The following is a 26,568-nucleotide window of genomic DNA, read 5'->3' on the forward strand; positions in this document are numbered from 1 at the left end:
GTATCAAGCACTTGCTGAGCGTGTCGGACGCGCTCCAGTGATCCAGTCGGCGTAGCGCTACAGGCGGTTTCCGCTGCACGAAAGCGCAACTACGGTGCCTCGCCATGACCCCCGTCCCGACTGATGTGCTGCCCCGTTCCCTCACGGCGCTTCCCCCGGCGCAGGTCGAGAACACCGGTGAGATCGACATCGCCGAAGCCGAGGACTTCGTCCGGCAGCACCACGCCGAACACCCGGACCTCGGACCGGTCGAGGCCAGGCTGGCCGAGGTGCACGCCGAGATCGCCGCGACCGGCACCTACCGCCACACCACCGCCGAACTGACCTTCGGCGCCCGCGTGGCCTGGCGCAACAGCTCCCGCTGCATCGGCCGCCTGTACTGGCGGAGCTTGAAGGTGCGCGACCTCCGGGAGACGTCGGCCCCCGCCGACGTCGCGAAGGAGTGCGTGCGGCACCTGCGCGTCGCCACCGGCATGGGCAAGATCCGCCCCGTCATCACGGTCTTCGCCCCCGCCGAACCCGGCACGCACGCCCCGCGGATCCTCAACGAGCAGATCATCCGCTACGCCGCCTACCGCGGTTCCGACGGCGGCGTCCTCGGTGACGCGCGGAACCTGGAGCTCACCGAGCTCGCGGTGCAGCGGGGCTGGCAGCCGCCGTCCACACGTAGCCCGTTCGACGTGCTGCCGCTGATGGTCTCCTGCGAGGGCCATGACCCCGCGCTGGTCGAGATCCCGGCCGACGCGGTGCTCGAAGTCCCGCTGTCGCACCCCGACCTCCCGTGGCTGGAGGCGCTCGGCGTGAAGTGGCACGCCGTCCCGGCCATCAGCGACATGCGCCTGCGCGTCGGAGGCGTCGACTACCCGTCGGCGCCGTTCAACGGCTGGTACATGGGCACCGAGATCGGCGCCCGCAACCTGGCCGACCACGACCGCTACGACCTGCTGCCCTACCTCGCCAAGCGGATGGGCCTGGACATGTCGTCGGAGGCGACGTTGTGGCGCGATCGGGCCCTGGTGGAGCTCAACCGCGCCGTCCTGCACTCGTTCGCGGAGGCCGGGGTCACGATCACGGACCACCACACCGAGTCGAAGAGGTTCCTGGCGCACCTGGAGAAGGAGGAGGCCGCCGGACGGTCCTGCCCCGCCGACTGGTCCTGGATCGTGCCACCCGTGTCGGGCGGGCTGACGCCGGTCTACCACCGCTACTACGACTCGGGTGAACTGCTGCCGAACTTCTTCCCCGCCGCCAAGCCCTCCGGCTGCCCTGTTCCACACTGACGGGGTGCAGCTCACCCGAAGTCTCACCCTCACCGACGCCGTCTTCGTGGGGCTCGGCTCGATGATCGGCGCGGGCGTGTTCGCGGTGTTCGCCCCGGCCGCGGCGGCGGCCGGGTCCGCGTTGCTCGTCAGCCTCGTCGTGGCGGGCGTGGTCGCCTGCTGCAACGCGTTGTCGAGCGCCTGGCTCGCGGCCCGCTACCCGCAGTCCGGCGGCACGTACGTCTACGGCCGGGAACGCCTCGGGCGCGTGTGGGGCGACTTGGCCGGGTGGGCGTTCGTGCTCGGCAAGACGGCGTCGTGCGCGGCCATGGCGCTGACGGTCGGCGTGTACGTCGGCGCACCCAAAACCGTTGCGGTGGCGGCCATCGTGGCGCTGACCGTGCTGAACCTGTCCGGCGTCCAGAAGTCGGCGGTGGTCACCCGCGTGATCGTGATCGCTGTTCTGCTCGTCCTGGTGCTGACCGCTGTGACGGCACGAGATGCCGTGCAGCCGGCGGAGTTCCTGCCCTCAGGAATCCTTCCCGCCGCCGCGCTGCTCTTCTTCGCGTTCGCCGGCTACGCGCGCATTGCCACTCTCGGAGAGGAGGTTCGAGAACCAGAACGCACGATCCCCCGTGCCGTGGTCATCGCGTTGGCCATCACCTTGGTCGTTTACGCCGTGGTGGCTGTCGTGGCGTTGAACGCGCTGGGCAGTCGCCTGGCCGTGTCGACCCTGGCTGACGTGTCGCCTTCTCTCGCGCCTGTCATCCGCGTCGCCGCTTGCCTGGCCGCCCTCGGTTCGTTGCTGTCGTTGCAACTGGGCGTCAGCCGGACCGCGCTGGCGATGGCCCGCGACCGCAGGCTGCCCGGGTTCCTGGCCGACCTGCGCTGGGCGGAGATCGCGACCGGACTGGTCGCGATCGGGCTGGTGCTCACCGTCGACGTCACACGGGCGATCGTGTTCAGCTCGTTCTGCGTGCTGCTCTACTACGCGATCGCCAACGCCAGCGCGTGGACGCTCGGTAAGCGGGTCGTGCCCGCCGTTGGGCTGGCAGGGTGCCTGACCCTCGCCGGTGCGGTGCTCTGGCAACTGTGATGTGGCCCAGGTCACCTTTGATCGCGTAACGTGCGTACGGTGAAAGTGGGAACCCCCGCAGAGTCGCGGCCCGCCGAGCGCCGAGTCGCCTGCGTACCGGAAACGGTGTCGTCGCTGGTCGACGCTGGTCTGACCGTGCAAGTCCAGGAGGGCGCCGGGCGACACGCCCACGCCCCCGACGCCGCCTACCGGGCGGCGGGCGCGACCGTGACGCCCGAGGACCCGGCACCCGAGTCCGACGTCGTCGTGTCCGTGCAACCGCTGACGCTCGACCAGGCCTCCCGGTTGAAACCGGGCGCCGTCACGATCAGCTTCCTGCAGCCGGGTGCCGAACGGGACCTGCTCGAGGTCTACCGCGAACGCCGGGTCACGTCGTTCAGCTTCGACCTCCTGCCCCGCGTCACCCGAGCCCAGAGCGCGGACGCCCTGTCCTCGCAGGCACTCGTGGCGGGCTACCGGGCCGTGCTGGTCGCCGCCGAACGACTGCCGCGCTTCCTCCCGATGTTCACCACGGCGGCCGGCACGGTGCCCCCGGCGAAGGTGCTGGTGCTGGGCGCGGGCGTCGCGGGTCTGCAGGCCATCGCGACCGCCCGTCGTCTGGGCGCTGTCGTCGAGGCGTACGACGTGCGCAAGGCGGCGGGCGAGGAGGTCCGCAGCCTGGGAGCGAAGTTCCTGGAGCTCGACCTGGAGACCCAGTCGGGCGTCTACGCGTCCGTGCAGTCCGAGGAGTTCCTGGAACGCCAACGAGAGCTCATCGGCGAGCACGTCGCCGCCTCCGACGTCGTGATCACCACTGCCGCCGTCCCCGGCCGCAAGGCCCCGGTCCTCGTCACGACCGACATGCTCAAGGCGATGGCTCCCGGCTCCGTGCTCGTCGACCTGGCCGCGGAGTCCGGCGGCAACTACGCGGGCTCCGTCGCGGGCTCGGAGGTCTGGGTCGGCGACGTGCTGGTGCACGGCGTGCAGAACCTCCCGTCGTCGATGCCCGTGCACGCGAGCCGCCTGTACTCGCGCAACGTCGTGAGCCTGCTCAAGCTGATGATCGCGGACGGGACGGTGTCGCCGGACCTCACCGACGAGGTGCTCGACGGCTGCTGCCTCACCCACGACGGCCAGATCCGCAAGGAGTTGCCGTGATCGACCTGCTGACGATCTTCGTGCTCGCCGTCTTCGTGGGCTTCGAGGTGGTCTCGAAGGTGTCCACGATCCTGCACACGCCCCTGATGTCCGGCGCGAACGCCATCCACGGCGTGATCCTGGTCGGCGCGATCCTGATCACCGGGTCCGCCGAGAGCACCCTGCAGCTGGTTCTCGGCCTGCTCGCGGTGTTCCTGGCCACGGTGAACGTCGTGGGCGGGTTCGTGGTGACCGACCGGATGCTGGAGATGTTCAAGAGATGATCGTCCAGCTGATGTACCTCGTCGCGGCGCTGTGCTTCATCCTGGCGCTGAAAGGCCTGAGCTCGCCCAAGCACGCGCGCTACGGCAACTTCATCGGCGCGTTCGGCATGCTGGTCGGAGTGGTCACCGCTTACGTCCACGGCGTCGTCCACAACGGACTGTGGATCCTGGTGGCCGTCGCGCTCGGCGTGGCCGTGGGCATCCCGGCCGCGCGCTCCGTGAAGATGACCGCCATCCCGCAGATGGTCGCGCTGTTCAACGGCGTCGGTGGTGCCGCGGCGGCCCTGGTCGCACTCGCGGAGTTCTTCGCCGTACGGGACACCACGGTGCTGTTCCGGCTCGCGACCGTGCTGACGGTCCTGATCGGCTCGGTCAGCTTCTCCGGCTCGGTGGTCACGTTCCTCAAGCTCCAGGAGCTGATGACCACCCGCCCGGTGCTCCTGCCGGCCGGGCAGCAGCTCGCGATCGCCGCCGGTGTGTCGTCGGTCGCCCTGTGCGCCCTGACGATGGCGGTGCCGAACGGTTTCCTGCTGTGGTCGCTGGCGGCGGTGGGACTCGCGCTCGGCGTGCTGTTCGTGCTGCCGGTGGGCGGGGCGGACGTGCCGATCGCGATCTCGTTGCTCAACGCGTTCACCGGTCTGGCCGTGGCGGCGTCCGGGTACGTGCTGACGAACACGCTGCTGATCGTCGCCGGCACGCTCGTCGGCGCGTCCGGCACCATCCTGACCCGGTTGATGGCGCAGGCGATGGGGCGCTCGCTCACGAACATCCTGTTCGGTGCGTTCAAGGCGACAACCGCCACGGCGCACCAGGAAGAGCAGCGCACGGTCAAGTCCGGCACGGTCGAGGACGTCGCGATCCTGTTGGGGTACGCGAACAACGTCGTCGTGGTGCCGGGGTACGGCCTCGCCGTCGCGCAGGCGCAGCACGCGGTGCGGGAGCTCGTGTCGCAGCTGGAGAAGCGCGGAGTCGCTGTGTCGTACGGCATCCACCCCGTCGCGGGGCGCATGCCGGGGCACATGAACGTGCTGCTCGCGGAGGCGGACGTGCCCTACGAGCAGCTCAAGGAGCTCGACGACGTCAATCCCGGCATCACGTCGGTCGACGTGGCCGTGGTGGTCGGCGCGAACGACGTGGTGAACCCCGGCGCGCGGGACGAGCCGGCCAGTCCGATCTACGGCATGCCGATCTTCGACGTCGACCGCGCGAAGTCGGTGGTGTTCATGAAGAGGTCGATGCGGCCGGGTTTCGCCGGCGTGGACAACGAGCTGCTCTACAACCCGAAGACGACGCTGCTGTTCGGGGACGCGAAGGACTCGCTCACGAAGCTCCTGGCGGCGGTGAAGCAGCTCTAGCCAGCAGGGCCGTCACCTCGGCGGCGGACAGGGCGGGCAGCAGGCCGATCACGCCGTCCGCGCCGGCGGACCTCCAGTGCTCGGCGTCGTCGGGGGTGTGGACCTCGTCGACGCCGAACCGCACGCCGAAGCTGTGCACCGTCGCGATCAGGTCGCGCATCGCCCGCCGCAGCCGGGAACCCGGGGCGGGGGCGGGGGCCCGGGTGATCACCGAGCGAACGGGCACCTCGGTCAGCACGGCGAGCTCGTCGTGCCCGCCGCGGAACCCGTCCAGCGCCGTCACGATGCCGCTGTCGTGCAGCACCAACGCGTTGTCGTCGCCGGCGAGCACCGAGGAGATGTCCAGGGCGATGCGCAGGCGTTCGGCGGGCAGGCCCGTCTCGTCGAGCGCTCCCTTGACGTCGGCGACCAGGTCCTCGTCGCGGGACTGCAGGGCACCCAGGGCGATGTGCAGCGCGGGTGCCCTGTCGCCGAACTCCCCGGCCCAGCGCGCGGCCTGGGCGCACGCCTCCCGCAGCAGCCACCGGCCGATCGGCAGCGACAGGCCCGTCGAGTCCGCCAGCGCCATCAGGTCGTTGTGGCTCAGGTGGTCCCAGTGCAGGCGGGCGACGGCGCCGAGGACCTCGCCGGTCTCCAGGTCGTGCACCGGCGCGTAGACGATCTCGATCTCGCCGTGCTCCCAGGCGCCCGGCATGGACGAGGCCAGCGCGTACTTGCCGCGACGGCGTGCGTCGTCGTGCGGGTCGTGCAGTGCCCATTGCCGCTTGCCGCGCGCTTTCGCCTGGCGCAGTGCGGCGTTGGCGCACCGCATCAGTTCGGCGGCCGTGACGAACGCCGGTGGCCGGTCGACGACGCCGATGCTGGCGGACAGCGCGATGCCGTGGTCGTCCACGAACGTCGCCTCGCCGAGGGCGTCCTGGATCTCCACGATGGTCGAGGTGACGTTGTCCGCCACCGCGACCAACGCGAACTCGTCGCCGCCGATCCGCGCCAGCACCGCCTTCTTGTCGTGGGCGAGCTTGGTCAGGCGGCGCGCGACGATCTTGAGCAGCTTGTCGCCGGTCTCGTGGCCGAGGCCGTTGTTGACGACCGAGAACGCGTCGAGCCCCAGGTGGTACAGGGTGATCGGCGTGCCGTCGAGCTGCCGTTCGAGCTGGGAGACGAAGTGCTGGCGGTTCGACAGCCCGGTGAGCGAGTCGTGCAGCAGCTGGTGGTCCAGGTTGCGCTGCAACAGGTGCAGCTCGCTGATGTCCTCGACCATCGTCACGTGGTGCGTCGGGTCGCCGTCCGCGTCGCGCAGCACCGAGACCACGAGGTGCACCCACACCGGCTCGCCGTCCGCGCGGACCAGCTTGCGCTGGTCGCGGAACCTGTCGAGGTGGCCCTCGCTCACCTTCCGGTACGAGGCGCCCAAGGCGGCCATGTCCTCGGGGTGGTAGAAGTCGCGCAGGTCGCGGTCGGTGAGGTCGGCGCCGGACCTCAGGCCCACGATCTCGGCGAGCGTGTCGTTCGCCTCGACGCACCGGCCGGTGAGGTCGGTGATCACGATGCCGAGCGCGGCGGAGTCGAAGACCTCGCGGAACCGCGCCTGGCTGACCTTGAGCGTGCGCTCGACCCGTTGCTTGGCGCGCACGATCGCGACCTTGATCTGCTCCTGCTGGTCGAACGCGTCCATCCGCATGGCCTGTGCGTACGCGGAGCTCAACCGGGCGAGCGGCGCTAGGCCGAAGGTGGGGGAGAGGACCTCGATCGTGGCGCGCAACGAGTCCGGACCGGTTGCGTGCAGTGACACCAATCGATCGGCTACCGATTCAGGTGACTCCGGGAGTCGCGCCAGCGCGTCGAGCAGGGCCTGCTCGATCTCGGCGTAGGACAGCGGGATGTACGCGGTCGACGTCAGCGCGTGCATCCAGCGGGCGGCGAGTTCCGGAAGTTCCATCTGTGTGCAGAGCGTACGGATTCCCGGTCCGGTGGCCAACAACGACAGGCGTTCTACGGCTTGCGCCCCACGGCCCCGTAGATGCCCGCCTTGTCCGGATCGTCGGTGTTCGTGCCTTCCGGCCGCCACAGCGGCAGCGGCACGATGCCCGGCTCGGTCAGCTCGAACCCGCTGAAGAACCCCTCGACCTCGGTCCTGGTGCGGGGGAAGATCGGGTTCTGGCTCTTCTTCATCACCTCGACGATCCCGGCCATCTCCTCGGGCTGCAGGTCCTGCGTGAAGTGGGAGAACGCCAGGTAACTGCCCGCCGGTACGGCGTCCCGGTACGCCGCCACGACCGACGCGGGGTCCGCCTTCTCCGGCACGAAGTGGAAGACGCCCACGGTCAGGACCCCGACCGGCTGCGCGAAGTCGATCAGACCGCTCGCCTCCGCCGCCTTCAGCACGGCTTCGGGCCTCGTCATGTCCTCCTGGATGATCGCCGCGCGCGGGTCGTTCTCCAGGATGAGCTGGCTGTGTGCGACCGCGACCTCCTCGAAGTCCACGTACACGACGCGGGACCCGGGGTCGGACTTCTGCGCGATCTCGTGCACGTTCCCGACCGTCGGGATGCCCGAGCCGAGGTCGAGGAACTGGCGGATGCCGTTGTCCATCATGAAGAGCACGGCGCGGCGCAGGAACGCCCTGTTCAGCCGCGCGATCGTCCGCGCGTTCGGCTGGGCGCGCAGGAACTTCTCCGCCAGCGCCCTGTCCGCGGCGAAGTTGTGCCCGCCCCCGAGCAGGTAGTCGTACAGGCGAGCCGCACTCGGCTTGCCGGTGTCGACGCCCTCCGGAACCCGGCTCACCCGTTCAGACATGGGGAGCAGCGTACTGAGAGGCGAGTCGGGGGCGGCAGTCGAGGAGCCCGTTCGGAGCAGCGGAACCGCTGCTCTCATCGGCTCTCATGGGAGAGCGTGGACCAGCAGTGTCGCCACCGCGACACCCAGTGCGGTGCCGAGTCCGCGCGCGACGTTGACGAGCCCGCTGCCGACGCCGGCCGACCCTTCCGGCAGCGCGCCCATGACGCGCTTGGTGCACGCCGGCGCGATGATCCCGAGCCCGATGCCCGCCACGACGAGCTGGACCACCTGCGGCACGGGCAGAAGCAGTGCGACGGCCGCGATCAGCGCCCCGATCCGGATGCCCGGCTTGCTGAGCAACGTCGCGGCCAGCGCGAACCCGAGTGGCAGCGCGGCGACCGTGAGTCCTATCTGTGCCAACGGTCGTTGCATGGTGAACGGCAGCAACGTCATCGGTGCGAACAGGGCCGCATAGGTGAGCAGGACGCCCACCAGTCCCGGCACGACCTTCCAGCTCGGCTTCCCCTTGTCCCGCACCGTTTTCGTGCGAGGCAACAGGTAGTGGCCCGCGATCACGGCGACGACCCCGATCGGCACGTTGATCGCGAACACCGCCTGCCAGCCGTGGTGCTCCGTCAGGTACCCGCCGAGCAACGGCCCCGCAGCCAGCCCCGCCGCCTGCGCCGCGGCCTGGACGCCGAGCGCCTTCCGCCGCTGCTCGGGCGCGACCGCCGTGGTGACGAGCGCGACGCTGTTCGCCTGCAGCATCGCCGCCCCCACGGCCTGCGCGACCCGTGCCGCGATGAGCGCGTCGAACCCCGGCGCGTAGACGCACGCGATCGACGCCCCCGTGAACAACGCGAAGCCGTAGATGTAGACGATCTTGCGTCCCACGCGGTCCGCGATCCTGCCCATTGGGACGAGCAGCGCCACGAGCGTGATCAGGAAGCTGAGCGAGATCCACTCGGGATCGGCGTGGAAGTGGGCGGCCATCGCGGGGAACGCCAGCGTGACGATCGAGGCGTCGAGCTGCCCCATGAAAGCCCCGAAGCACACGGTCGCGATGACCAGCCAGGGCGCGTACGACCGGCGTGCGATCCACGCCGGTCTGGGGGACTCCGTGACGAACCAGTTCATCGTGTCCAGATTATATCTGACACCGAGGTATATCCGGCGGTTCAGTAGGATTTCCGCATGTCAGACGAAGCCCGCACGCTCACCGACGTCGTCACCCGCCTGCGCCGGGCGTTGCGGACGAGCATCCGGGCCGACTGGCCGTGGGAATCCCTGCCGATGGCGCAGGTAGAGCTGCTGCAGACCCTCGCGGAACGTCCCCCGATGAAGGTCGGCGACCTCGCCGCGGCCCTCCGCCTCGCCCCCAACACGGTCTCGGGCCTGGTGTCCCAACTGATCGACTCTGGCCTCGTCGTGCGCGGCGGAGACCCCAGGGACAGGCGGGTAGCACGGCTATCCGTCTCACCCCGTGGACATGAGCAGCTGCTCGTCTGGCAGCGCGAGCACGAGAAGCGGATCGGTGCCGCGCTGGGCAAGCTGGAGTCCTCGGAGAGGGAGGACGTGGTGCGCGCCCTGAAGGCCTTGGACCACCTGGTGGAGCACCTTGCCGAACCCACCGCCTGACCGGTCTCCCGCGTTCGTCTCGCTGGTGTCGCTGGGCGGTGGACTCGGCGGCGCGGCGCGCTACGGCTTGTCCGTCCTGGTGCCCGGGGCCTGGGGGCTGTTCCTGATCAACGTGCTGGGGTCGTTCCTGATCGGCGTGTTGATGGGGCTGGTGCCTCGGCCGTTGGTGCGTGCGTTCTTCGGGGTGGGGCTGCTGGGCGGGTTCACGACGTTCTCGTCGTACGCCGTCTCGTGTTCGTGGGCGCTTCTGGCCACGCCGGTTTGTGCTGTGGTGGCGGCGTTCCTCGGGTTGCGGGTGACCAGGTGACCTTGCTGGCCGTGTTCCTGGGAGCTGCTCTGGGGGCTCCTGTGCGGTACCTGGTGGACCGGTTCGTGTCGGGGCGGCACTCGTCGGACTTCCCCTGGGGGACGTTGACGGTGAACGTCCTCGGGTGCTTCCTGATCGGGTTCTTCGTCGGGACGGCTTGGATGCCGTTGCTCGGGATCGGGTTCTGCGGTGGGCTCACCACGTATTCGACGTTCAGCTACGAGACGGTGAAGTTGCTGGAGGCCGGGAAGTACCGGCCGGCGCTGCTGAACGTGGTGGTCAGCGTTGCTCTGGGAGTGGGTGCCGCATCCCTGGGATGGGCTCTCCCACGCTGAACTCCCGCGCTGCCAACGCGAGGAACTCGCGGACGTCGGTTCCACGTAGAGCTGGTCGCTCACGTCGACGACGACCCGGATGACCGCGGACTCGACGCCGCCATCCGGGACTCCGTTCGCTAGGAAACGTCTTTCAGCCGGGCCAGCACATCCGGCAGCGTTCCGGTGTGCACTACGCCGAGTCGTTGCGTGGCGCGGGTGAGCGCGACGTAGAGGTCCGACGCGCCCCGGGGCGACTCGGCGAGGATGCCCTCCGGGTCGACCACGACCACCGAGTCGAACTCCAGGCCCTTCGCGTCGGTCACGCCGAGCACGACGACCTGCGCCTCCTCCAGCTCGTTGCCCACCGAGGAGGCGGGCACCGCGTCGACGACGGCGGCACCGACGGACGGGAGCAGGGCGGCCGGCACGATCACCGCGATCTTGCCGTCGCCGACGGCGGTGGCCTCGCCGGAGATCAGGGCCGGCAGTTCGGCGGTGAACGACGAGACCCGGGAGACCCAAGGCGCCACACCGGTTTCCCGCACCGACGCCGGTGGCACGAGGGACGCGTCCACGGAGGCGAGCACGTCCGCGGCCACCTCCATGATCTCGGCCGGCGTGCGGTAGTTGACCGTCAGCTCCGTCAGGCGCCAGCGGTTCTGCACGTACGGCGACAGCACGGTGCCCCACGAGGTGGCGCCGCCGATGTCGCCGGTCTGCGCGATGTCGCCGACGACCGTCATGGACTTGCTGGGGCAGCGGCGCATCAGCGTGCGCCACGCCATCGCCGAGAGCTCCTGCGCCTCGTCCACGATGATGTGGCCGAACGTCCAGGTGCGGTCGGCGGCGGCGCGTTCCGCCGCGGTCTCGTAGCGGTCGACGCCGTGGCGCTGGGCGAGGCTGTACGCGTCCATCAGGTCCGAGGCCATCAGGAGGTCCGGGTCCGCGTCGTCCTCCAGGTCGAGGATGTCGAGGACGCCCTGCGCGTACTCGATGGCTTGGCGGCGCTGGCGTTCGGCGCGGGCCTTGGCCTCCGTGTCGTCCTCGCCGAGGAGCTCCGCGGCCTCGTCGAGCAGCGGGACGTCCGCGGGAGTCCAGTCGTCCGACGAGCGCTGCAGCAGGTCGCGTTCCTCGCGGGTGAACTTCGACATCGCGCGGTTGCGGCGCTTCGGGTTCCGGTAGAGCTCCGAGAGCAGCGAGAACGGCGTCAGCACCGGCCACAGCGACGAGATCGCGGCCTGCACCTCGTCGGACTCGCGCAGCTCGCGGCGGATGTCGTCCACGTCCGCCTTGTCGAGCAGGTGGCCGCCGAGGCGTGAGACGACCATGCCGGCCAGCGTCGAGATGATCTCGCGGGCGAACGTGCGGCGGGCCTCGTTGTGCGGGCGGCGGGTACGGCGCGCCCTGCCCCGCGCGTCGGAGATCGCGCGCCGGTCCAGGCGCAGCACGTCGTTGTCGAAGCGGACCTCGACGAACGGCGGCGCTTCCTGGCGGTCGCGCACGGCCGCGGCGATCACGTCGGCCATCTGGACGCGGCCCTTGATCGCGGCCACCTCGGCGGACTCGCGGCCGGTGGCGGTCAGTCCCGGGTACAGCTCGCCGACCGTGGACAGCAGCACGCCCGTCTCACCCAGCGAGGGGAGCACCTGGCTGATGTAGCGCAGGAACGTCGTGTTCGGGCCGACGACGAGCACGCCGCGCTTCGCGAGCTGGCGGCGGTGCGTGTAGAGCAGGTACGCGGCGCGGTGCAGGGCCACCGCGGTCTTGCCGGTGCCCGGTCCGCCCTGCACGACGACGACGCCGTTGAGCTCCGAACGGATGATGATGTCCTGCTCGGCCTGGATCGTCGCGACGATGTCGCTCATCTGGCCGGTGCGGGAGGCGTTCAGCGCGGCCAGCAGCGTCGCCTCGCCGGTCAGGCCGTCGTTGCGCGACGGCTCGACCGAGTTGATGTCGAGCACCTCGTCGTCGAGGCCGATGACCTTGCGCGAGCGGGTCCGCAGGTGCCTGCGCCGCCGGACGCCGTCGGGGGAGGCCGCCGTGGCGAGGTAGAACGGCCGGGCCGCGGGCGCCCGCCAGTCCATCAGCAGCGGCTCGTATTCCTTGTCCTCGTCGAAGAGACCGATTCGGCCGATGTAGAAGCGGTCTTCGTTGTGGAAATCGAGCCTGCCGAACGCGAGGCCGTTCTCGACCGCGCTGTACTGGGCCAATTGATCGGTGTACATCGCGACGGACGTGTCGCGCTCGGACCGCATCTGGTGCGTGCCGCCGGTTTGTCGCAACGATTGTGCGAGTCGTTTCGACGTCTGTTCGCGGAGGTCGTCGAGCCGGCCGTACAACATGGCCACGTATTCCTGCTCCGGCTCCATTTCGGCGAGCCGGAGGTCATCGGAGGGGCTTGACAACTTGCCTCATTTCTCGATATCATGCGTTGTCGGATTTTATTCCGATTCGCATTGTCCTGCCCGCGCCGGGTTCGCGTGAGCGCAGACTGTCTAATCTACACGCATATCAGCGTGGTGCAGGTACGCCTTCCGCAGCAGTGTGGCCAACGTATCGCGCTCGTGCGGTGTCAACGGCGCCAGCAGCTCGTCCTCGTGCGCCCGCGCCGCCTCCAGGCGTTCGCGCAGGGCCCGCCTGCCCCCGTCGGTGATCGACACGGCGAACCGCCGCCGGTCCTTCTCGTCCCGCCTGCGCCGGGCGAACCCGAGGCCCTCCAGGTCGTCGAGCACGGACACGAGGTCGCTCGGGTCCATCCGCACGCGGTCGCTGATCCGCTTCTGCGCCACGGCTTCCTGCTCCGACAGATACGCGAGCACGGTCAGGTGGGGCCCGCGGAGGTCCGCGCGCCCGATCCGGCGTGCTTCCCGCACCAGTCCGAGCATCAGGTAGCTGGGAAGACGCAGGAGCTGATCAAGGCTCATGCCGTCCAGTCTAAAAAAGATCCATACCCCTTTCGGGGATAGCGCTGCGTGAGGAACGCGCCCGGACGAGGGCCGACAGGGTGAGCGAAGGGGTGACGTTTCTCCGCGGACCACCGGGGAGCGGCAAGGTGGGGGTATGACGCGTGCGGAGATCGTCCGGCTCGCCCGCTGCGTGGTGCGCCGGCCCAGGTGGCAGCTCGTCGTCGCGGTGCTGCTCTCCGCGTGGACACTCGCGTGGGTCCTCGGCCAGCTCGCCGACGAACCCCTGCGCCCGCTCGACGTGCTCGCATGGACCGGCATCCCCCTCGATTCGGCTTCCCTATGGGCTCGCGAACGCGCCGACGTCCTCGTCTGGCTCGCGACGCTCGGTGGGCTGAGCTGGGCGGCCACCACCGAGCAGGGTCAACTGCCCGCACTCATCGGGTGGTTCGCGGTCCTGGTGGCGGGCGAGGCGGCGGGGTACGAGCCCGCGGTCCAGCGGGCGATGCTCAGCATGGTCGTCTTCCTGGTCGTCCTCGGGGCCGTCTCCTGCACGGGCCGGCGGGCCTTCGTTGTCGACCGCGTCGCCGTCATGCCGAAGGACGTGGCCCGGGCCGGGATCACGGCCGCGGTGCTGACCGCGGTGGTCCCGCTCATCGCCCCTGGCCTGGCCATCACGCGTCTGGTCAGCCCCTACGTGACGAAACCGCCGCGCCGGCTGAGGCCGGTTGACGCCCCGCTGCTGAGGGAAACCGGATGAGGTGAGCGACTACCTGCCCCCACCCGCACCCCCGCGCAGCGCGCTGACCTTGCGGTTGTGGCTGGCCGGGTTCGGTCTCGTCTTCAACTCGGTGGCCGGGTGGCTGGCGCTGCGAGCTGACCTCGTCTGGCTCGCCGTGGTGCTTTTGCTACTCGCGGTCGTTTGCGTCGCGGACTTCTTCTGGGTCCTCCACCGCAAACGCCGCGGGGATCCGGGCTGAAAGTCGTCGCCAAGCTGTGCTTGGGCTTTCGAGTGCGCATGGACAAAGATGTCCGTGTGCATGAGAACCCGGCCAGAGGCAGGTTAGCCAGGGTGATGCGCCGGCAGCCGGTGCAACAACGCGGCGCGGCGACTGTCTCCGCGATCCTCGACGCTTGCGCGAGCCTGCTGAACGAATACGATTACGACGACATCACCACGGCGCGCATCGTCGATGTGGCCGGAGTGCCCATTGGTTCTTTCTATCAGTACTTCCCGGACAAACGATCTGTTGTGCACGCCTTGGCGCTTCGCGGTATGGAGACCTACCTCCGCGAGGTCGAGGAGTTGTTCGCCGCGGACCTGATCGCGGACACGTGGCACGAGGCCATGAAGCAGGTCGTCACCGTCTACATGCGGATGCTCGTCGAGGTGCCGGGCTTCGGGCGGGTGCGGTTCAGCGACCTGCTCGACAGCCACCGCCTCGACTCGAGCGTCGACCAGTACGAGCTGATGGCCGAACGGCTGGCGGACATGTTCGTCTCCCGGTTCGGCGCGCACGGCGACGCCCCGGTGGTGCTGACGTTCCGGATCGCCGTGCAGACCGCGGACGCGCTGTTCAAGCTCGCCGAACGGGTCGACGAGAAGGACCGCGCGCACGTGGTCGGCACGGCGAACGAGCTGCTCACCGGCATGCTCGGGTCCGTGCTGGAACCTCAGAGCCCGTAGGCCTCGAGCATCCGCAGCCAGACCTCGCTGATCGTCGGGTACGAGGGCACCGCGTGCCACAACCGGTCCACGGTGACCTCGCCGACGATCGCGACCGTCGCCGAGTGCAGCAGCTCGGCGACGTCCTGGCCGACGAACGTGACACCGACCAGCGTCCGCGTCCGCTCGTCCACGACCATCCGCGTCCTGCCCCGGTAGCCGTCGGCGTGCAGCGACGACCCGGCGACCGCGATGTCGAGGTCGACCACCTTCACGTCCCGCCCGGCCGCCCGCGCCTGCTCGGCGGTGTGCCCGACGAACGCCACCTCGGGGTCGGTGAACACGACCTGCGGCACCGCCACGTGGTCCGCCCACGCCTGACCCGCCGACCACTGCTTCGGCTCGAACCCGCGCGAGCGCTCCAGGATCGCCGTGCCGACCGCGCGGGCCTGGTACTTGCCCTGGTGCGTCAGCAACGCGCGCCCGGTGACGTCCCCCGCCGCGTACAGCCACCGTCCGTCCACACCGGACACCAGACCGGAGTCGTCGATGGTCAGAGGCTTGCCGTCCTTGGTGGCCGGCACCCGGCCGGTCGCGACGAGGATCTCCCGGCCCTGCACCACCCTGCCGTCCTGCAAGGTCACCCGGCCCGGCTCGACCGCCGACGCCCGCGCGTTCAGCAGCACCTCGACGCCGTCCGCCCGCAGGCCCTCGACGACGAGCGGCCCGACGAACTCCTCCATCCTCGGCAGCGGCCGGTCACCGGAGACGACCAGCTTCACCTTCGACCCGAGCCGCGCCCACGCCTGCGCCATCTCGACGCCGACGACGCCACCGCCGAGCACGACCAGCGACTCCGGCACCTCGCGCGCCGACGTGGCCTCCCGCGACGTCCACACGGGAGTGTCGGCGAGACCGTCCAGCGGCGGCATCTTCGGCACGCTGCCGGTGCACACCACGACGGCCAGCCGCGCCCGGTGGACCTCGCCGCCGACCGTGACCTCGCGCTCGCCGGTGACCTCGCCCTCGCCGCGCAGGACGTGGATGTTCTCCGACTCGGCCCACCGGACCTGGCCGCTGTCGTCCCAGTCCGACGTGAACCCGGTGCGGCGCTCGAGCACCGCGGCCGGGTCGAGCGACCCGCCGACCACGCCCTTCACCCGCTGGGCGGCCGCGAGCGCGTGACCGGAGCGCAGCAACGCCTTCGAAGGCATGCACGCCCAGTACGAGCACTCGCCGCCGACCAGCTCCTTCTCGACCATGGCGGTGGACAGGCCTCCCGCGGCCGTCCGCCAGGCCACGTTCTCACCCACGGGGCCACCACCGATGACGATGACGTCGAAATCCATGGCGCCCACAGTAGGCCTGGGTCAGGGAAGCCACATGAGGCAGAACGTGTGCCCGACCGGGTCCGCGTAGACCCGGAAGTCGTCGTCGGTGTCCTTCTGCACCAACCGGGCACCGAGCGCCAGCGCCTTCGGTTCGGCCTCCTCGACGTCCTCGACCAGCACGTCGAGGTGGAACTGCTGCGACCCGTGCGGGTCCGGGAACACCGGCGGCCGGTAGTCGGGACAGCGCTGGAACGCGATGCGCGTGCCGGAGGCGACGATCACGACCCAGCTGTCGTCGTCGCCGGGGAGTCTTTCGGCGCCGAGCAGCTTCTCGTAGAACGACGCCAGTTCGGAGGGATTGGGACAGTCGAGCACGACTGAGCGGAGTTGTCCGACCATGCCCTCCACCCTCTACCGGGTGGTGGGCAGCCGCAACGCCTGCTTGGCGACCGGCTCGAGCGACGGGTCGCCCGCACCGCCCGTCCACACCGCGAACGCCAGCGTCACGTGGCTGCCCTTGGTGCTGTTCGCGAACGCGGCGCTCTCCAGCGGCTTGCCGTCGAGGCCGTTCACGCCGCCGGACCCGGGCAGCACGACGACCGCGTGCAACGACTTGGCGCTGGGCGCGTCCAGCAGGTCCATGTCCGCCACCATCACGGTCACCTGCCTGCCCTGCACGGTCGCCTCGTACGTGGCGCGCAGCAGCACTCCGCAGTCGTTCGCGGTCAGCCACGCCTTCACGTCGCCGAACGCCTGCGCCTGGCACTCCTTGTCCTTCTTCATGTCCTTCGGCACGAACGTCGTGCCGTCCACGACCACCGTCGTGGGCTGGGCCGACGTCGGCGCGGGCGTCGCGTCGGCCGGGCCGTCGCCACCGGGCAGCGCCACGACCAGCCACACGACGAGCAGCAACGCCACCAGTGCGCCGGCCGCCACGTACGTCCAGGTCAGCTTGCTCGGCAAACGCTTGCGGCCGAGCGCCGCCCGCAACTGCGCCTTGGGGATCAGCATCGTGTTCGCGGACGCGAGGTCGGAGACGGCGTCGCTGAAGCCCTCGGACAGCAGCGACCGCGCGTCCGGTGGCGTGCCGGTGGTCTGCAGGATCGCGAGGAGCTTCACCGCGTGCTCGGCCGTGCACGGCACCGACGACGTCGCGAGCTCCCGGGCCGCGCTGAGCACAGTGGACGGTTTGGGGTGCAGCACCCGCACGCCCCGGTTGAGGTCGACGGTCGGCTGGACGACCTGGCTCACGAACGGGCCGACCGCGACGACCGTGCTCACCGGGAGCGGCTCCGCGCGCATCGCCTGGATCCGCTGCGCCACCGCCGTCGCCGCCGCCACGGCCTCGGTCGCCGGGTTCGGCGAGCCGTCCTGGGACACCAGCGGCCAGCCGTCGATCTTCCACTGACCGCCGAGCGGCGCCTCGAGCTTCACCGCGGGGTCGGGCAGGTCGACGCCGACGATCACCATCACGCCCTTGGGCAGCACGACGATCGCGTCGAGGGGGACGGGGCAGTCCGGCGGCTGCACGCCGACCAGCGCCACGCCACCCAACACCCCGGTACCCGCGCCGCAGGCCGTGAGGGCGGCACGGACGTCCGCCCCGATGGCCGAAGGTTCAGCGCCCAGACGGATCAGCCGCACGAGTCCCCACCTTTCCGCACGGGGGGACACCGTAGCGCTCCGGGGTCGTTTCACCGCAGTTGGTGGAGACCTTGCGTGATGGCCGTCACCAGTAAGTGGATCACTCGTTGGAGTGATTGCCTGCCAATGCTCACGGAGGGTCCATGTACGCACGCGCTGCACTGCTCGCCGTACTGCTGGTGGCCGCCGCATCCCCTGTCGCGACGGCCGCTCCGACCTCCACGGTCTACGTCCACGGCACCGACATCGCCGCCGCCGAAGCCGCGGTCGAGTCGGCCGGTCTGGAGAAGCTCACGAGCTTCCGCAAGATCGGTGTGGTCGCCGCGAGGGGTGATGACGCGCGGATCTCCTCCGCGAGGGCCAGGACGGGCGTGACCCGCGTCGAGGTCCAGAAGCCGATCAGGTTCCTCGGGTCGACCTCGCACACCGCCACGCGCGGTCTCGACGCCCGCAACAGCCTCGGCCTGACCGGCGCCGGAGTGTCGGTCGCGGTGATCGACTCCGGTGTCGACCCGACGCACCCGTCGTTCGGCGGCCGGATCGTGCGCAACCTCAAGAGCCTCTGCCTCGACGGGTCCGCGCAGACGAACTGCGTCGTGCCGGTGCCGGACTTCCTCGACACGGACACGACGTCGCTGGGCGGGCACGGCACCCACGTCACCGGCATCGCGATCGGCGGTGACGTGCAGACCACCGGTGGCCCCGTGATCCGCGGCGCCGCTCCCGGCGCCAAGGGCGTCGTGATCTCCACCGGCGCGGCGGTCCTCATCCTCGGCGCGGACGCCGCGCTGAACTGGGTGCTGGAGAACCACCGGGCACCGTGCGGCGCGGACGTGCCCGCGTCCACCTGTCCGCCGATCAAGGTGGTCAACAACTCCTACGGCCCGTCCGGCGGCGGCGCGTTCGACCCCGGGTCCGTGACGGTGAAGCTGCAGCGCCAGCTCGTGGCCGAGGGCGTCGTCGTGGTGTGGGCGAACGGCAACGACGGTGGTGACGGCTCCGCGAACCTGTCCAACCCGCCCGGCGTCGACCCGACCCCCGGCGTGATCTCGGTCGCCTCCTACGACGACCAGGGGACCGGCACCCGCGACGGCGCCGTGTCGGACTTCTCCTCGCGCGGTCTCGCCGCGGACTCCGCGACCTGGCCGGACATCTCCGCGCCCGGTGAGAACATCACCTCGTCGTGCCGGCTCCACCTGCCGATCTGCGCGACCGGCCTGCAGCCGCTGAACGGTCCGGGACTGCTCGACCTCGGCACGTTCAACACGATCAGCGGCACGTCGATGGCGGCCCCGCACGTCGCCGGGATCGTCGCACAGCTGTTCCAGTCGAAACCGTCCGCGACGCCCGCCGACATCGAGCGCGCGCTGAAGTCGACGGCGTACAGGTACGGCACCGGCTACCAGCCCGCCGGGCCGTACACCTCGTCTTTTGACAAGGGAACGGGTCTTGTCGACGTGATCGCCGCGGTAAACGCGTTGTAGATCACGATCGCGCATCGCTCGGCCGGGGAGATCGGGACTTAAGACCTGTATCTGCCCCGGTCGGGTGATGATCGAGCTGGTTCTTATGGCGGACATGCCTCAAGTCGGGGCAGAATGCAGCGAACGGGTTCCACGGTGATCACCTCACTCGGCAAAGGCGTAGGGGAAGACGTCCCTCGTCGAGTAGCGGAGGTCAGCAGTGAGCACCCGTGGCAGCACCAGTGGCGTGGTTTACGTCCACTCGTCGCCGTCTGCGGTCTGTCCGCACGTCGAGTGGGCGATCTCGGGCACCCTCGGTGCCCGGGTAGACCTCAGGTGGGCAGCGCAACCAGCGGCACCAGGCCAGTTGCGCGCTGAATGCGCGTGGACCGGAGACGCCGGCACCGGCGCCAAGCTCGTCGCCGCGCTGCGCGCGTGGCCGATGCTCCGGTTCGAGGTGACCGAGGAACCCTCCTCGGGCCAGGACGGGGAGCGCTTCTGCTTCGCGCCCGTTCTCGGGCTGTGGCACGCCCGCACCTCGGCCAACGGCGACATCGTCGTGAACGAGGACCAGTTGCGTTCTCTCGCGGCACGGGTCAGAGGTGGTGAATCCTTCGCGCACGGAGTGGACGAACTCCTCGGTGCCGCCTGGGACGACGCGCTGGAACCGTTCCGCCGCGCGGGTGACGGAGCACCGGTGACCTGGCTGCACCGCGTCGGCTGACCGGGTCGTCCAGTCCGGAGTGGACCCCGCTCACCGTTTGGGCAGCGGGGTCTCTTCTCGGTGCGTGGGGTCCCAGGCCAGCATCAGCTGCCCGTAGAGCGCGGACGTCTTGAGCAGGTGCTCGTGGGTGCCGAGCAACGGCCTGCCGCCGTCCATGACCAGCACCCGGTTCGCCCGCAGCGCCGAGCTCAGCCGGTGCGCGATCACGACGAGAACCCCGCCCCGCTGCGCGAAGACCCGTTCGACGCGCGCCTCGGCGGCGGGGTCCAGGTGTGAGGTCGCCTCGTCGAGGACGACGACGCTCGCCGACGTCACGTAGACCCGCGCGAGCGCCAGGAGCTGGGCCTCACCGGCGGAAAGTCCCTCACCGCCGTGGCCGAGCGCGGCGTCCAGGCCGCCCAGGCGGTCCAGGAGCGGTGTGGCGCCGATCTTGTTCACCGCCTCGACGAGGTCCTCGTCGGTCGCCCGCGGGGCGAGGAGCGCGAGGTTCTCCCGCACCGTGCCCGTGAACAGGTACGTCTCCTGGGGGATCAGCGCGATCGCGTGGTGCCGGACGGCCGGCGCCACGCGGTGGACGGGGACGCCGCCGAACAGGACGTGGCCGTGGTCCGGGGGCATGAGGCCGGTCAGCAGACCGGCCATTGTGGACTTGCCGATGCCCGACGGACCCACGACGGCCAGGTGGTCGCCGGGCCGCAGGTCGAGCGACAGGTCGCGCACCACCGGAACCGCTTCCGGGCTCCATCCGAACGTGACGTCCCGCAGTGCGAAGTCGCCGCCGGACGGGATCTCGTCGCCGATCTCCACGCCGGTGCGCGGTGCGGCTTCCTGCAGTCGTTTGAGCGCGACCATCAGCCGCATCACGACGGTGCCGGTGGTGCGGGCCAGACCGTGCAGCGCGGGGTTCACGCTGTTGGTGAGGTAGACGACGGCCGCCAGGACCGCGCCGGTCGTGAGCTGACCCGACGAGACGAGCGGGGGAGCGAACGCCACCAGCAGCGCGATGGGCGCGAAGCCGCCGATCGCGATCACCGTGGCGCGCAACGAGTTCGCCCACGCGACCGTGATCGTGGCCTTGGCCTGCCGGTCGACCTGCCTCGCGATGTCCTCGTAGGCCTCGGTGGCCGCGTCGCAGGCGGCGACGTCGCGCAGGCCGGTCAGCACCGCGCCGGACGCCTCCGCGGTGCTCTCGTCGGCCATGACGGCGTGGCGCTGCCGTTTGGCCAGGGAGGGGAGCATGAACCCGAAGAGCACCAGCGCGGCCACGATCGGGAGCACGACCAGCCAGATCAGCGCGGCGGCCGTGGTGGCGAGACCGACGAGCGCGGCGATCGTGGTGACCAGAAGGGCGCGGGCCTGCACCAGCACGCCCGCGGTGGCGTCGCGCACCACCTCGACGTGCCGGGTGATCATGGCGACGGCGCTGGCGTCCGGGGTGCGGCGGTGCGTCGGATCGCTCAGCACGCCCCGCACGACCCGCGCGACCAGGGCGTCGCGCATCGGTTCGACGACCGAGCCGAGCCGGGCGAAGACCTGTCGCTGACCCAGCGCGCCGACCACCGCGAGCGTGGCGAACGCGAGCAGCCACAGCACGCCGGCCAGCGGCCGTCCCGCCGCGAAGCCCCGGTCGACGGCGCTGCCGACCAGCTTGCCGCCGAAGAACGCCGGAATGCCCTCGAGCAGTGACCAGGCCAGCAGGACGAGAACGCCCTTGCGGTGTCCTGCCAGCGTGGAGAGGTAGAAATGCATCACTGGCCCCCGGTGAACACGGCTCGGTAGTCCTCGTCGTTCCACAGTTCGCGATGGGTGCCGGTGCCGCGGACCCGGCCGCCTTCCAGCCACACGACCAGGTCCGCTCTCGCGGCCGTCGCCGGGCGGTGGGTCACGACCACCCGCGTCCGCCCGGGCAGTGTCGTGGTGAGCGCCTCGTCCACCTTGGCCTCGGTCACGGTGTCCAGGCTCGCGGTGGCGTCGTCGAGGACGAGCACCTCCGGATCGCGGATGATCGCGCGCGCCAGTCCCACCCGTTGCGCCTCACCACCGGACAGCGGCGCGTCGGCCAGCGGGGTGTCGTAGCCGTGGGGCAGCCGGACCAGCACGTCGTGCACCTGGGCGGCGATGGCGGCGTCGCGGACCTGCACCTCGTCCGCGTCCGTCCCGTAACCGATCGAACGGCCGATCGTGCTGCCCAGCAGGGCGGGACGCTCGAAGGCGTACCCGACGGAGTCGTGGCCGGCCACCTCACCGGAGTCCACTGAGGACAGCCCGCCGAGCACCGCCGCGAGCGTCGACTTGCCCGCGCCGGAGGCGCCGACGACGGCGGTGAACGTGCCGGCCGGGATCTGGAGGCTCACGTCGTGCAACGCGCCGTCGACGCTGACGTCGCGCAGTTCGATGACGCCGTCGGAGGGCTTGGGCGCGGGACGCCGCGGTACCGGGGTGTCGAGGACCTCGGCGATCCTGGCGGCGCTGGCGCGGGTCCGTTCGAGCACGGTCAGCTGGGTCATCTGGCCGACGATGCCCATGCCGAGCGCCGCGTAGCCGAGGGCGGCGAGCACGTCACCGGTGCTCAGCCTGCCCTCCATCACACCGAACCCGGCGGCGGTGAGCACCGCCACCTCGACGGCGGGCAGCAGCAACCCGGCCCGCCACATCATCCTCGCCTGGGTGCGCCACATGCCCGCGCCGGCCGCGGCGAGCCGGGGCAGCGGCTCCAGCACGCGGTTCGTCTCGCGGCCGGCGATACCGGCGGACGCGATCGTGCGCAGCCCGGACACCGAGTCGAGCAGCCGGGCCGAGACCTCGCCGGACACCTCCTGGTAGGTCAGCACGTCGTCGGCGGTCATGCGCATGTGCGTGCGGATCAGCAGGCCCGCCAGCGGAACGCTCACCACGAACACGGCCGCGAGCCGCCAGTCCAGCAACGCGAGCGCGACGACCGCGCCCGCCGAGGACACGGCGGTGACGAGCAACGTGATCAGCGTGACGGCGATGCCGCCCGCGTTGCCGCAGTCGCCCGTCACGCGGCTGACCGCGTCACCGGCGGCGAACGGGGAGGGGTGGCCGAGCGCGAGGAGCTTGCGGGAGAGCTCGCGGCGCAACCAGGCCGTGGCGCGGCTCGTGGCGCTCGCGGCGAGCACGATGCCGATCGCGTCCCCGACGATCTCCGTGGCCGCCAGCAGGAGCAGCCACACCACCGTGAACAGCACGAACGTGCCGCTCAGGGCCATGTCCACGGCGCTCGCGAGAGCCGTGGGGAGCAGCAGGCCCCCGGTCGTGGCGACCGCGGCGTTGAGCATCAGCAGCCACGGGCGGTGGTCGCGGCGGACGACCGAGAACAGCAGGGCATCCCCTGGTTTGGCCATCGGCTGTTCCTCCGGAGATCACGAGGGCGCATCATGAGCGAGGGCCCGACAGCTGGCCGGCTGCCGGGCCCTGCAGTCGGAGGTGAGCGGCATACTTCGCCTATGCCGCTCACCCACCGCGGTGTTTCAGTTGAGGCGCAGGTCAGCAGGCCAGCAGGCTGACGGTGCTGTGCGAGCAGGGGAGCAGCAGCGACGCGTTGGACGCGGTCGTGGAGCCGCCACCGCCGCCGTGACCCGACGCCATCGCGTTGCTCGGCGCCTCGGGGGTCTCGAGCTCCTGCATGTCGAGGATGAAGCCCATGACATTCTCCTAGTTTCGAGGGATCGATTTTCCTGCTACCGGTCCGCGAGGGCCGGGGCCTGTGCCCTTCCGAGGAAGGGGAGTGGTGGACGTCCGTCCACTGTGGAGGCGATGGCGAGCAGGACGCCCGCGCCGCCGGTGTTGAGGTCCATGGAGAGCCGGCGCAGCTGCACGCCGGGGAAGGCGAGCCCGCCGCCGTAGCGCACGGCGTGCCAGCCGAGAGCCCTGAGGTGCTGCCGGACGGAGCGTTCGAGCCGCTCGTCCGGCCGGTGCCTGGTCGCGTGGGCCAGCGTGGCCATCAGTCCCGCCCTGCCCAGCGTGAACGCCGGCTGGATGACGAACTCGCCGGTGCAGCCGCCGAGCAGCTCCGGGAGCTTTGCCGCACAGGCGCGTTCCGGTGCCGCCTTCACGAACTCCGTGAGCACCAGGGCGATTCCGGCGCCGCCGATGCCCACGTAGGGCAGCGACCGGAACGTGCCGTCGCGCACCTGCAGGGACCCGTCCAGTGCGACCATCGTTTCCGCCAGGTCGCGTTCCAGGGCCTGCTCGGCCAGGTCGAGCCAGCGCCGTTCGCCGGTGTGCTCCGACAGGCGCAGGAAGAACAGCGCGGGACCCGACCAGCCGTGCAGCAGTCCCGCCCTGGCCTTCGGGCCCGGCGGCGGCACCTGCTCCAGCTGCGCCGCGAGCCGGTGCGCCAGCTCCTCCGCCTGCGAGGTGTAACCGCTGTCGTGGCGGGAGTCCGCGAAGTGCAGGAGGTTGAGGCCGATGCCGGACAGGCCGGCGCTGAGCCCGTGGTCCTGCGTGGTGCGGACGAGCGGGGCGTAGCTCTCGACGAGCTGCGCGGCGAGGTCGTGGTGGCCGAAGTTCTCCAGCACGTGTGCGATGCCGTGCGCGCCGACGAAGAAACCGGGCTGCTTCGGCGGGTCGTTCCTGACCGCCTCGACGAGCCACTGCTCGTGCTCGGGGTAGCGGCCCTCACCGCTGTCCGCCAGCGCGTGCAGCACGCCCGCGGCGCCGTGACCGAAGCCGAGGCCGCCGGTCTCGAACTGCTCGATGTCACCGGGGAACAGCCGGTCCTTGCGGTGCGGCGTCGCGCTGTGCAGGATCGCCGCGGCGATCTCCTTGCGCACCACCGCCCAGTCGGGGTTCTCGTCGTCGAACGCGGTGAACGCGGGATCGGCCGGCGGGTCGACGCGCGGCGTGAGCACGTCGAGGATCTGCCGCCGGTAGTCCTCGGAGAGCCCGAACCGCTCCGCGACGACGTGCACGTGCTGGCGCAGCTTGGCCGGCGCGAGCTCCAGCACCGCGTTGAGTGGCAGGAAGATCCACAGCTTGAGCGCGGCCAGCGGGTAGGCGTCGACGTCGAAGCCCTCGCGGTCCTGCGGCGCCTGGAACCCCGGCGCGCCGAGCGTGGGCCGGTGCGGGTCCTCGATCGTCGACGACAGCTCGAAGTCGATGAGCGAGACGTCGTCGTTGTCGTCGACCAGGATGTTCATCGTGTGCAGGTCGCCGAAGACGACACCGCGCTCGTGCACCGCGGCCACCAGGGCCTCGACCTTGGCGATGAGCGCCTCGGCGCGGACGCGGTAGTCCCGCAGCAGCTCGTCGGTGGTGTCCCGGTGCGTCAGCGGGTAGTTGTGGCCGAGCCACTGCCCGAGCGAACGCCCCGGCATGAACTCCATGGCGACGAACAGGTGCTCCCACTCCGTGAAGCGGTCGTACACCTCGGGAACGCCGTTGATGCCGTGCAGCCTCGTGAGGATCTCGTGCTCGAGCTCCAGCCGTGCCACGGCGTCGCGGCCCTCGCGGTCGAGCCCGGCGTGCGGCCGAGCTTCCTTGAGGACGACCTCCTTGCCGTCGCTCTTGCGCGTCGCCAGGTAGACACCGCCGCCGTTGGAGAAGTGCAGCGACCTCTTGATCTCGTAGGGGAACTTCGCCGGGTCACCGGCGTTGCGCTCGGCGAGGTGCGGCTCCAGGAACGCCGGCAGCTCGACCCACCCGGGCACGCTGAACACCGGCTTGCGCTTGTCCGCCACCAGTTCGCCGTCCGGGCCCTCGATCGCGAGCACCTGCTGCCCGTCGACCTCCAGCCACTGTTCGGAGAACCCGCCGTAGCGCACGTACAGCGGTCCCTTGCCGATCCGCAGGTCGCTCAGGACGTAGGCGCCGTGCTCGCCGTCGAGGACCTGCGCGAGCTCGGTGCAGATCGTCTCGAGCTGCTCGGCGTCCACCGGGTAGATCGTGACGAGCTTGCCGCTGCCCTCACGGGGCGCGTACTTCGAGTTGCGCGCCAGCACGATCGAGATCGTCTGCAGGTACTTGAAGGGAATCCGCCGGTCGACGCAGTAGTCGAAAGCCGCTTTCAGCACCCGGCCGGCGTTGTCGAGACCGGCGGAGACGTGGATCTTCCACCCCTGGTTCGGCAGCCGCACCCCCGTGGGGTGGTGGTGCCGCCACACGTTGCGCTCCACCGTCACCCAGTCGGGCGGGAGCGCGGGGAGCTCGGTGGAAAAGTCGTCCGCGGGAGTGCTTTCGGTGCTGCTCTGCAGATCGTAGAACTGCCGATCGGCGAAGCAGTACGCCTCGTATCTGAGGTCCACCGAAATCCCCTCCCCGGCTCGTTTGCGTTTTCTTTGATGCGGCATATTCCCGCACAAACTCGCAGCTATGGCCAATCCGCCGTCTGGGTCATATGAGTCACCTGGTCGTGACCAAAAGAGCCATCGCTACCGGTGGGTATGTCACGTCAGGTGATGAGGTTTGGATCCATCTCACCCGGTTGGGATGTTTGACGAGCGATGGTATGACGGCAGTTCGGCGTGTCGCCGCTAAACGAGACCGAGTCGTCTAGGAAATCACGCGTCCCTGACCTGCGCTATTCCAGCTGAAGCTCGACGTATAGTTGGGTGGAGGCAAACGTCGTGCACGCGCCGTATTCGCTGCTCTTTCCGGGTGAAGGCCAAAATGGCTGCACCTGCGTGTTTGGTGCCGCTGTTCGGGGGTAAGACGTGCTCCGAACGG

The 26,568-nt window shown here is 70.3% G+C and carries 25 protein-coding genes and 1 pseudogene; 14 read left to right on the forward strand and 12 right to left on the reverse strand.

The window, feature by feature from the left end:
• Positions 1-104 precede the first annotated feature (104 nt).
• From BLQ91_RS25675 to BLQ91_RS25695, 5 genes are read left to right on the forward strand one after another with little or no spacing between them, the layout of a single operon-like run.
• The gene (locus BLQ91_RS25675) at positions 105-1,280 is read left to right on the forward strand and encodes a nitric oxide synthase oxygenase (RefSeq protein WP_090100587.1); all 1,176 of its coding nucleotides are present in this window, start codon (positions 105-107) and stop codon (positions 1,278-1,280) included.
• A 4-nt stretch (positions 1,281-1,284) separates the two neighbouring features.
• Positions 1,285-2,355, forward strand: coding sequence for an APC family permease (locus BLQ91_RS25680; protein WP_281199649.1), 1,071 nt, complete (start codon positions 1,285-1,287; stop codon positions 2,353-2,355).
• A gap of 39 nt (positions 2,356-2,394) precedes the next feature.
• Positions 2,395-3,492, forward strand: a complete 1,098-nt coding sequence (locus BLQ91_RS25685; protein ID WP_090100589.1) for an NAD(P) transhydrogenase subunit alpha — start codon at positions 2,395-2,397, stop codon at positions 3,490-3,492.
• Entirely contained in the window at positions 3,489-3,755 is a 267-nt protein-coding gene (locus BLQ91_RS25690; protein WP_218130407.1) for an NAD(P) transhydrogenase subunit alpha part 2, read from the forward strand. Before BLQ91_RS25685 ends, BLQ91_RS25690 begins: the two co-directional genes overlap by 4 nt.
• Positions 3,752-5,110, forward strand: coding sequence for an NAD(P)(+) transhydrogenase (Re/Si-specific) subunit beta (locus BLQ91_RS25695; RefSeq protein ID WP_090100594.1), 1,359 nt, complete (start codon positions 3,752-3,754; stop codon positions 5,108-5,110). Before BLQ91_RS25690 ends, BLQ91_RS25695 begins: the two co-directional genes overlap by 4 nt.
• Here the strand turns inward: BLQ91_RS25695 and BLQ91_RS25700 are convergent.
• From BLQ91_RS25700 to BLQ91_RS25710, 3 genes are all read right to left on the reverse strand, one after another.
• Positions 5,076-7,049 carry a diguanylate cyclase domain-containing protein gene (locus BLQ91_RS25700; RefSeq protein ID WP_090100595.1) on the reverse strand — a complete coding sequence of 658 codons (1,974 nt, stop codon included), beginning with the start codon at positions 7,047-7,049 and terminating at the stop codon, positions 5,076-5,078. The genes BLQ91_RS25695 and BLQ91_RS25700 overlap by 35 nt on opposite strands.
• A gap of 53 nt (positions 7,050-7,102) precedes the next feature.
• Entirely contained in the window at positions 7,103-7,906 is an 804-nt protein-coding gene (locus BLQ91_RS25705; RefSeq protein ID WP_090100597.1) for an SAM-dependent methyltransferase, read from the reverse strand.
• Positions 7,907-7,990: 84 nt separating this feature from the next.
• Positions 7,991-9,025: an MFS transporter gene (locus BLQ91_RS25710; RefSeq protein ID WP_090100599.1), complete on the reverse strand. Its 1,035-nt coding sequence runs from the start codon at positions 9,023-9,025 to the stop codon at positions 7,991-7,993.
• Between the two features lie 57 nt (positions 9,026-9,082).
• On the opposite strand from BLQ91_RS25710, the gene BLQ91_RS25715 reads away from it, so the two are divergent.
• The 3 genes from BLQ91_RS25715 to crcB are packed head-to-tail and all read left to right on the forward strand — an operon-like array spanning position 9,083 to position 10,168.
• A complete protein-coding gene (locus BLQ91_RS25715) occupies positions 9,083-9,526 on the forward strand; it encodes a MarR family winged helix-turn-helix transcriptional regulator (protein WP_090100601.1) in 444 nt (147 codons plus the stop codon).
• Positions 9,507-9,833 carry a fluoride efflux transporter FluC gene (locus tag BLQ91_RS25720; protein ID WP_245733811.1) on the forward strand — a complete coding sequence of 109 codons (327 nt, stop codon included), beginning with the start codon at positions 9,507-9,509 and terminating at the stop codon, positions 9,831-9,833. Before BLQ91_RS25715 ends, BLQ91_RS25720 begins: the two co-directional genes overlap by 20 nt.
• Complete coding sequence (gene crcB / locus BLQ91_RS25725) at positions 9,830-10,168, forward strand: fluoride efflux transporter CrcB (RefSeq protein ID WP_090100604.1); 339 nt, start codon at positions 9,830-9,832, stop codon at positions 10,166-10,168. The genes BLQ91_RS25720 and crcB overlap by 4 nt, the downstream gene beginning before the upstream one ends.
• Positions 10,169-10,287: 119 nt before the next feature.
• Here the strand turns inward: crcB and BLQ91_RS25730 are convergent, their stop codons facing one another.
• A complete protein-coding gene (locus BLQ91_RS25730) occupies positions 10,288-12,519 on the reverse strand; it encodes a HelD family protein (protein WP_090100606.1) in 2,232 nt (743 codons plus the stop codon).
• Between the two features lie 126 nt (positions 12,520-12,645).
• Positions 12,646-13,074, reverse strand: a complete 429-nt coding sequence (locus BLQ91_RS25735; protein ID WP_090100608.1) for a MarR family winged helix-turn-helix transcriptional regulator — start codon at positions 13,072-13,074, stop codon at positions 12,646-12,648.
• 136 nt (positions 13,075-13,210) lie between these two features.
• Here BLQ91_RS25735 and BLQ91_RS25740 point away from each other — a divergent pair, with 136 nt between their 5' ends.
• The 4 genes and pseudogenes from BLQ91_RS25740 (at position 13,211) to BLQ91_RS25750 (ending at position 14,740) form a co-directional block, all read left to right on the forward strand.
• Positions 13,211-13,813, forward strand: coding sequence for a hypothetical protein (locus BLQ91_RS25740; RefSeq protein ID WP_090100610.1), 603 nt, complete (start codon positions 13,211-13,213; stop codon positions 13,811-13,813).
• 1 nt (position 13,814) lies between these two features.
• Entirely contained in the window at positions 13,815-14,033 is a 219-nt protein-coding gene (locus BLQ91_RS25745) for a DUF6343 family protein (RefSeq protein ID WP_090100612.1), read from the forward strand.
• Positions 14,034-14,128: 95 nt separating this feature from the next.
• A pseudogene (locus BLQ91_RS42880) lies at positions 14,129-14,305 on the forward strand (TetR/AcrR family transcriptional regulator); the annotation flags it as partial.
• A gap of 24 nt (positions 14,306-14,329) precedes the next feature.
• Entirely contained in the window at positions 14,330-14,740 is a 411-nt protein-coding gene (locus BLQ91_RS25750; protein WP_245733818.1) for a hypothetical protein, read from the forward strand.
• Here BLQ91_RS25750 and BLQ91_RS25755 read toward each other — a convergent pair.
• From BLQ91_RS25755 to BLQ91_RS25765, 3 genes are read right to left on the reverse strand one after another with little or no spacing between them, the layout of a single operon-like run.
• Complete coding sequence (locus tag BLQ91_RS25755) at positions 14,728-16,068, reverse strand: dihydrolipoyl dehydrogenase family protein (RefSeq protein WP_090100617.1); 1,341 nt, start codon at positions 16,066-16,068, stop codon at positions 14,728-14,730. The genes BLQ91_RS25750 and BLQ91_RS25755 overlap by 13 nt on opposite strands.
• 21 nt (positions 16,069-16,089) lie before the next feature.
• Positions 16,090-16,449 (reverse strand): VOC family protein, encoded by a 360-nt coding sequence (locus tag BLQ91_RS25760; RefSeq protein WP_090100838.1) that lies wholly within the window; start codon positions 16,447-16,449, stop codon positions 16,090-16,092.
• 12 nt (positions 16,450-16,461) lie between these two features.
• On the reverse strand, positions 16,462-17,694 hold the full coding sequence (locus BLQ91_RS25765; protein ID WP_090100619.1) for a hypothetical protein: 1,233 nt from the start codon (positions 17,692-17,694) through the stop codon (positions 16,462-16,464).
• A 143-nt stretch (positions 17,695-17,837) separates the two neighbouring features.
• Between BLQ91_RS25765 and BLQ91_RS25770 the strand changes: the two genes are divergently transcribed.
• Positions 17,838-19,178, forward strand: coding sequence for a S8 family serine peptidase (locus BLQ91_RS25770; RefSeq protein WP_090100621.1), 1,341 nt, complete (start codon positions 17,838-17,840; stop codon positions 19,176-19,178).
• A gap of 199 nt (positions 19,179-19,377) precedes the next feature.
• Positions 19,378-19,881, forward strand: a complete 504-nt coding sequence (locus BLQ91_RS25775; RefSeq protein WP_090100623.1) for a DUF3145 domain-containing protein — start codon at positions 19,378-19,380, stop codon at positions 19,879-19,881.
• A gap of 30 nt (positions 19,882-19,911) precedes the next feature.
• Here the strand turns inward: BLQ91_RS25775 and BLQ91_RS25780 are convergent, their stop codons facing one another.
• From BLQ91_RS25780 to lanKC, 4 genes are all read right to left on the reverse strand, one after another.
• Entirely contained in the window at positions 19,912-21,630 is a 1,719-nt protein-coding gene (locus BLQ91_RS25780; protein WP_090100841.1) for an ABC transporter ATP-binding protein, read from the reverse strand.
• Entirely contained in the window at positions 21,630-23,246 is a 1,617-nt protein-coding gene (locus BLQ91_RS25785) for an ABC transporter ATP-binding protein (RefSeq protein ID WP_090100625.1), read from the reverse strand. The genes BLQ91_RS25780 and BLQ91_RS25785 overlap by 1 nt, the downstream gene beginning before the upstream one ends.
• A 142-nt stretch (positions 23,247-23,388) precedes the next feature.
• Complete coding sequence (locus BLQ91_RS25790) at positions 23,389-23,547, reverse strand: SapB/AmfS family lanthipeptide (protein WP_090100627.1); 159 nt, start codon at positions 23,545-23,547, stop codon at positions 23,389-23,391.
• Between the two features lie 35 nt (positions 23,548-23,582).
• Positions 23,583-26,147 (reverse strand): class III lanthionine synthetase LanKC, encoded by a 2,565-nt coding sequence (lanKC, locus tag BLQ91_RS25795; protein WP_090100629.1) that lies wholly within the window; start codon positions 26,145-26,147, stop codon positions 23,583-23,585.
• Positions 26,148-26,568: the final 421 nt, after the last annotated feature.

The sequence above is a fragment of the Lentzea jiangxiensis genome, assembly GCF_900104175.1.
GTDB classification, from domain to species: Bacteria; Actinomycetota; Actinomycetes; order Mycobacteriales; family Pseudonocardiaceae; genus Lentzea; species Lentzea jiangxiensis.

What these genes read in the sequence shown, in the direction of transcription:
- BLQ91_RS25740 (WP_090100610.1), top strand. Translation starts at nt 13,211, where the DNA reads ATGACGCGTGCGGAGATCGTCCGGCTCGCCCGCTGCGTGGTGCGCCGG.
- BLQ91_RS25735 (WP_090100608.1), bottom strand. Translation starts at nt 13,074, where the DNA reads ATGAGCCTTGATCAGCTCCTGCGTCTTCCCAGCTACCTGATGCTCGGA.
- BLQ91_RS25780 (WP_090100841.1), bottom strand. Translation starts at nt 21,630, where the DNA reads ATGCATTTCTACCTCTCCACGCTGGCAGGACACCGCAAGGGCGTTCTC.
- BLQ91_RS25715 (WP_090100601.1), top strand. Translation starts at nt 9,083, where the DNA reads ATGTCAGACGAAGCCCGCACGCTCACCGACGTCGTCACCCGCCTGCGC.
- BLQ91_RS25710 (WP_090100599.1), bottom strand. Translation starts at nt 9,025, where the DNA reads ATGAACTGGTTCGTCACGGAGTCCCCCAGACCGGCGTGGATCGCACGC.
- BLQ91_RS25760 (WP_090100838.1), bottom strand. Translation starts at nt 16,449, where the DNA reads ATGGTCGGACAACTCCGCTCAGTCGTGCTCGACTGTCCCAATCCCTCC.
- BLQ91_RS25755 (WP_090100617.1), bottom strand. Translation starts at nt 16,068, where the DNA reads ATGGATTTCGACGTCATCGTCATCGGTGGTGGCCCCGTGGGTGAGAAC.
- BLQ91_RS25675 (WP_090100587.1), top strand. Translation starts at nt 105, where the DNA reads ATGACCCCCGTCCCGACTGATGTGCTGCCCCGTTCCCTCACGGCGCTT.
- BLQ91_RS25730 (WP_090100606.1), bottom strand. Translation starts at nt 12,519, where the DNA reads ATGGAGCCGGAGCAGGAATACGTGGCCATGTTGTACGGCCGGCTCGAC.
- BLQ91_RS25790 (WP_090100627.1), bottom strand. Translation starts at nt 23,547, where the DNA reads ATGGGCTTCATCCTCGACATGCAGGAGCTCGAGACCCCCGAGGCGCCG.
- BLQ91_RS25750 (WP_245733818.1), top strand. Translation starts at nt 14,330, where the DNA reads ATGGAGACCTACCTCCGCGAGGTCGAGGAGTTGTTCGCCGCGGACCTG.
- BLQ91_RS25785 (WP_090100625.1), bottom strand. Translation starts at nt 23,246, where the DNA reads ATGGCCAAACCAGGGGATGCCCTGCTGTTCTCGGTCGTCCGCCGCGAC.
- BLQ91_RS25700 (WP_090100595.1), bottom strand. Translation starts at nt 7,049, where the DNA reads ATGGAACTTCCGGAACTCGCCGCCCGCTGGATGCACGCGCTGACGTCG.
- BLQ91_RS25770 (WP_090100621.1), top strand. Translation starts at nt 17,838, where the DNA reads ATGTACGCACGCGCTGCACTGCTCGCCGTACTGCTGGTGGCCGCCGCA.
- BLQ91_RS25705 (WP_090100597.1), bottom strand. Translation starts at nt 7,906, where the DNA reads ATGTCTGAACGGGTGAGCCGGGTTCCGGAGGGCGTCGACACCGGCAAG.
- BLQ91_RS25695 (WP_090100594.1), top strand. Translation starts at nt 3,752, where the DNA reads ATGATCGTCCAGCTGATGTACCTCGTCGCGGCGCTGTGCTTCATCCTG.